At 71.6% G+C, this 4,653-nt stretch carries 5 protein-coding genes; 3 read left to right on the forward strand and 2 right to left on the reverse strand.

Going from position 1 to position 4,653, the window contains the following annotated elements; all coding sequences use genetic code 11:
- Positions 1–193 precede the first annotated feature (193 nt).
- Both ACZ4U1_RS29890 and ACZ4U1_RS29895 read right to left on the reverse strand, forming a co-directional pair.
- Entirely contained in the window at positions 194–814 is a 621-nt protein-coding gene (locus ACZ4U1_RS29890) for a TetR/AcrR family transcriptional regulator (protein ID WP_467907258.1), read from the reverse strand.
- A 199-nt stretch (positions 815–1,013) separates the two neighbouring features.
- Positions 1,014–1,877 (reverse strand): ScbA/BarX family gamma-butyrolactone biosynthesis protein, encoded by an 864-nt coding sequence (locus ACZ4U1_RS29895; protein WP_467907259.1) that lies wholly within the window; start codon positions 1,875–1,877, stop codon positions 1,014–1,016.
- A 182-nt stretch (positions 1,878–2,059) separates the two neighbouring features.
- Between ACZ4U1_RS29895 and ACZ4U1_RS29900 the strand changes: the two genes are divergently transcribed.
- The 3 genes from ACZ4U1_RS29900 to ACZ4U1_RS29910 all read left to right on the forward strand — a co-directional run bounded on the left by ACZ4U1_RS29900 (position 2,060) and on the right by ACZ4U1_RS29910 (position 4,432).
- Positions 2,060–2,689 carry a ScbR family autoregulator-binding transcription factor gene (locus ACZ4U1_RS29900; protein ID WP_467907260.1) on the forward strand — a complete coding sequence of 210 codons (630 nt, stop codon included), beginning with the start codon at positions 2,060–2,062 and terminating at the stop codon, positions 2,687–2,689.
- On the forward strand, positions 2,686–3,570 hold the full coding sequence (locus ACZ4U1_RS29905; RefSeq protein WP_467907261.1) for an NAD(P)H-binding protein: 885 nt from the start codon (positions 2,686–2,688) through the stop codon (positions 3,568–3,570). Before ACZ4U1_RS29900 ends, ACZ4U1_RS29905 begins: the two co-directional genes overlap by 4 nt.
- A 91-nt stretch (positions 3,571–3,661) precedes the next feature.
- Positions 3,662–4,432: an SDR family NAD(P)-dependent oxidoreductase gene (locus tag ACZ4U1_RS29910; RefSeq protein WP_467907262.1), complete on the forward strand. Its 771-nt coding sequence runs from the start codon at positions 3,662–3,664 to the stop codon at positions 4,430–4,432.
- Positions 4,433–4,653 lie beyond the last annotated feature (221 nt).

Raw genomic sequence — 4,653 nt, forward strand, 5'->3', positions numbered from 1 at the left:
CACCCCCCAACCACGTTTTTTTTGCTCCCCCCTCCCGCCCCCCCTCAACCCCCCCCCCCCCCCCCCCCCCCCCCCCCCCCCCCCCCCCCCCCCAACCCCCCCCCCCCCCCCCTCCGGCGTACGGGGTGTGCGGCACAGGCCAATGCCTCGGGAAAGGCCGCGGCGCCCCGTGGCCGCGGCCGGCGACGGATCGCTAGGCGGAGCAGGTGAGGGCGTCGGGGATCAGGGCGAAGGTCTCCTCGACCAGCTTCATCAGGCTGTCGCGGCCACCCTGGGCGCCCCGGGCCGTCCACTGCAGGGAGGCCGTGTGCCACACGGCCACGAAGATCTCCACGGTCAGCCGGAGGCGCATCTCGTCCACGTCGGCGCGGGCGCGTTCCGTCACCGTCTCCACGATGGCCCGCGTCGTCTCCTGGCAGTACCCCAGGGTGTGCGCCTGGAGTGCGGGAACGCCCTCCGACAGCTCGCGGGTGGCCAGGAAGCGGCGGTCCCAGTCCGGGTCCATGGCGCCCAGCGTGGTCCCGAGGGCCACGCGCAGCGTGTCCAGGAGCGGGCCGTCCAGCTCCAGGGCGGCCACGTGGTCCAGGTACGCCGACCACAGGTCGCTGTCGGCGGCGAGCGCGACGTCCTCCTTGGACCGGTAGTTCCGGAAGAAGGTGCGCTTGGAGACCTCCACCGTGTCGCACAGGTCGTCCAGTGTGGTGGCGTCGTATCCGCGTTCGGTGAACAGGCGGAGCGCGGTCTCGGCCAGCGCTCGGCGCGTGCGCAGCTTCTTCCGTTCCCGCAGCGGCAGGTCGCGCAGATCATCACTCACCCCCAGGACGCTACCACCTGGGAGCGGTTGCGCTTTGACAGCTAGTGCCACTCAGTGGCACTACCCTGGTCAGCCGGGGTGTGGCTCGGCACCGCCGATGCCGATACCGATGCCGGCCGGGTGTGGCCGCCCGGCGGCAGGAGCCTGCCGCCGGGCGGACGCGCGTGCTTCCGTACCCCGTACACCCCGGCCGGCGGTCTCAGTCCCGCCGCTGGACCGTCACCGTGCTGGAGAACACGGGCAGTTCGCCCTGACGGCCGTGGACCGTGACGGACATACGGCCGTCACCGTCCTGGACGAAGGGTTCGGCGGTGATCAGGCAGCGCTGGTCGAACTCGACGTACCGGTAGAACGTGGTGTCGAAGGCGACCGGCACCACCTCCGTCGGCACCGCCATGGCGTGCGCGGTCTGCGCGGCGGCCTCCAGCAGCACCATGCCGGGGATGTGGTCGTGCGGGTGGTCGAAGAGCACACGGTGTGAGGTGTCCACACGCAACAGCCAGGTACGGTCCCCCGGGGCGGGGGACAGGACCACGTTGCCGGCGTCGCTGCGGCCGGCGTGCGAGGCCGGTACCGGGGGTGTGAGGGGAAGGGCCCGCGCGAAGGCGCTCGCCGCATGGGCGTAGTCGCCGCGCAGACGGTCGTAGATGGCCGGGGGATGGGTGCTGTACCGCAGTGTGGCGGTTCCTATGGGCCTGCCCGCGAGCGAGGCCTCGACATGGGAGGTCAGGTGCACCGAGCCCAGCCGGCGTCGCTTGACCTGTGTGTGGGTGATGAGCAGTTCGACCTCGGCGGGGCCCGTCCCCGCCGACAGCGCCTCGGGGTCGACGGTGGACCGTATCTCCTCCCAGCCGAGGCGGTGGGTGAGGGGTATGTCGTGGACGGCGTGCGTCAGCAGCGCGAGTGCCTGGCGCAGGCTCTCCGTCAGCAGCAGGGAGCTGTAGCGGCCGTCCTCGACGTAGAAGCCGTGCTGCCGCGGCCAGCGCGCGGTGACTAACTGGGACGTCTCGGAGACCGGGCGCCAGTCCGTGACCAGAGCCTCCTCCTGGACGGACTTGCGCACCAGACTTCCGGTAGCGGTGGATCGGTCCGCGTCTCGTGTAGTGATCTTGGCGAGCGTCATGACGCGTTGTCTCCCCCTGGTATCGGGCGATGTACTTAGCCACAAGGGCGTAGGTCCATCCCTCTGTCGCCCCTAAGATAAAGAATAGTTTTTTTGTTGACCAGGTAGATCGGCGGGTGCAGATGGCGGTGCGAGAGGTGAAGCAGGAGAGAGCCGCGCGGACGCGTGCGACTCTGATACGCGCGGCGGCGCAGGTATTCGCGGAGTCGGGCTTCGCCGGGGCCAGCGTCTCCCGGATCGCCGAGCGCGCGGGCCTGACCCTGGGAGCGGTGTACTTCCACTTCAAGTCCAAGGAGGAGCTGGCGCGCGAGATCGTCACGAGCCAGCCCGACCTCGTCGTGCCGCCGCAGGACTCCGAGGGCCTGCAGCACGCCGTCGACGTCACGCTGACGTGGGCCTACCAGCTCCTCGACGACCCCGTTCTGCAGGCCGGAGCCCGCCTGGTGATGGACCAGGAGCACTTCGTCCCCAAGAGCGAGAACTCCCACCAGCAGTGGATGTCCATCCTCCTGCGGGACTTCCGGGACGCGCAGACCCGGCGGGAGCTGAGGCTCGGGGTGGACGTGGAGGCGTACGCCCGACTGGTCGTCAGCGCCTGTACCGGGGCGCAGATGCACGCGCAGCTGGAGACCTCCCGCAACGACCTGCCGAACCGCGTCGAGGAAATCTGGCGATGTCTGCTCCCCGCGATCGCCGTGCCCAGCGTGGCCAAGAGGATGCAGTTCGGCAGGGAACGGGGAGTGACGGCATGAAGCCCTGGGGGGACGCGGGCCCGAGGATCGTGGTCACCGGTGCGACCGGGGCGGTGGGTCAGCACCTCGCCCGCCGCCTGGGCGCCCGGGGCCAGGGCCGGCTGCTGGTCCGGGACGCGGGGAAGGCGGCGCGGCTGGGGCTGCCGGACGACGGTGTCGTCACGGGGGACTACCAGGACCGCTCCCGTCTCGAAGAGGTGCTGGCCGGAGCGGACGCCGTCTTCGTGGTGACCGCCAACCCGCTGCGCCCCGCGGACGACGAGAACATCCTGGCAGCCGCTCGGGCCCAGGGAGTGCGGCGGGCGGTGAAACTGTCCTGGACCGCCGTGGCCGACCCGGACGCCACCGACCTGATCGCGCGCTGGAACCGCGACAGCGAGGCCCTGCTGCACGACTCGGGCCTCGACTGGACGGTGCTGCGGATGCGTTCGCCCATGAGCAACACGCTGGCCTGGGCCTCCACCATCCGCGGGGAGTCGGTCGTCAGGAGCTTCGGAGGGGACGCCCCCACGGCGTGCGTCGATCCGCGCGATGTGGCCGAGGCGGCTGTGCGGGTGCTCACCGAGCCCGGCCACGAGTCCAGGACGTACGCGCTGACCGGACCGCAGGAGCTGACTCCGCGGGAACAGACCCGGCAGCTGGCCGACGTCCTGCAACGCCCCCTGCGCTTCGAGGAGCTGACCGCCGAGCAGGCCCTGGCCCGCTGGCGCGAACGCCTGCCGGAGCCGCTCGCGCAGGCGCTGCTGGAAGTCGCCGAGCGGCGCGGAGGCCCCGGCACCGAGCCGGACCACGAGGGGGAGGGCGACCTGGAGGGGCTTCTGGGGCGCGCGGCCACCCCCTATCGGCAGTGGGCCGCGGACCACGCCGCGAACTTCGCCTGAACCGGCGGCCGTTCACCATCACGGGCCGTTCACGCCCCTGCGGGTGAACGGCCCCGCACATGAACACGGAGAGGACTACGGGGGAGACACCATGGCGACATCCCATGGACTGCTGCGGAACAAGACGGTGATGATCACGGGTGCCTCCAGCGGCATCGGCGCGGCGGCGGCGCGGCTGTTCGCCGAGCAGGGAGCGGCGGTGGCGCTCATGGCACGCCGGGAGGAGAAACTGCGCGCGCTCGCCCGTGACATCGAGGACGCGGGCGGTCGCGCCCTGGTGACCGTCGGGGACGTGACCGAGCCGGACGACGTCGAACGGGCGGTCAAGGACACCGTCGCCGGGTTCGGCCGCCTGGACGCGGCGTTCAACAACGCCGGCTGGGGCTCGGTCGGCACTGCGCTCCATGAGACGGACGACGCGGTCTTCCGGCAGATCATGGACGTGAACGTGCAGGGAGTCTGGAACTGCCTCAAGCGCCAGATCCCGGTGATGCTGGAACAGGGGCACGGCGCGGTCGTCAACACCTGCAGCACCGCCGGCGCGTTCGCCACCGGTGCCATCGCGCCCTACGTGGCGGCCAAACACGCGGTGCTCGGGCTGACGAAGGCAGCCGCGGCGGAGTACGGCGAGCGGGGGATACGCGTCAACGCCCTGATGGTCGGCAGCACGCGCACCGAGCTGATGGAGACGGCCATGGGGCAGGTTCCGCGGCTGGAGGAGGCTGCCGTCGCGCGGGCCATTCAGCGCCGCCTCGCCGATCCGCGGGAGGTGGCGCAGGCGGCGGCGTGGCTCTGCAGTGATCAGGCGTCCTTCGTCACGGGGGCCGGGGTGCCGGTGGACGGTGGATGCAGTGCCGTGTGAGATGGCCGGCGGTCGTGCGCGGTGATCCCGCGTACACAGCTGCCCGGGACGTTGTCCGGCGGGTCGTCGCGGGTGTCCGGGGGCAGCGTGATGCCGGGCACGGCCTGCCGCCAGATGCGCGCGAGCGATGGAGACGGCCATGGGGCAGGTTCCGCGGCTGGAGGAGGCTGCCGTCGCGCGGGCCATTCAGCGCCGCCTCGCCGATCCGCGGGAGGTGGCGC

The organism is Streptomyces sp. NPDC028928 (assembly GCF_055564915.1).

Excerpts from the sequence above, each read along its gene's own strand:
- ACZ4U1_RS29910 (WP_467907262.1), top strand. The coding sequence starts at position 3,662 with ATGGCGACATCCCATGGACTGCTGCGGAACAAGACGGTGATGATCACG.
- ACZ4U1_RS29900 (WP_467907260.1), top strand. The coding sequence starts at position 2,060 with ATGGCGGTGCGAGAGGTGAAGCAGGAGAGAGCCGCGCGGACGCGTGCG.
- ACZ4U1_RS29905 (WP_467907261.1), top strand. The coding sequence starts at position 2,686 with ATGAAGCCCTGGGGGGACGCGGGCCCGAGGATCGTGGTCACCGGTGCG.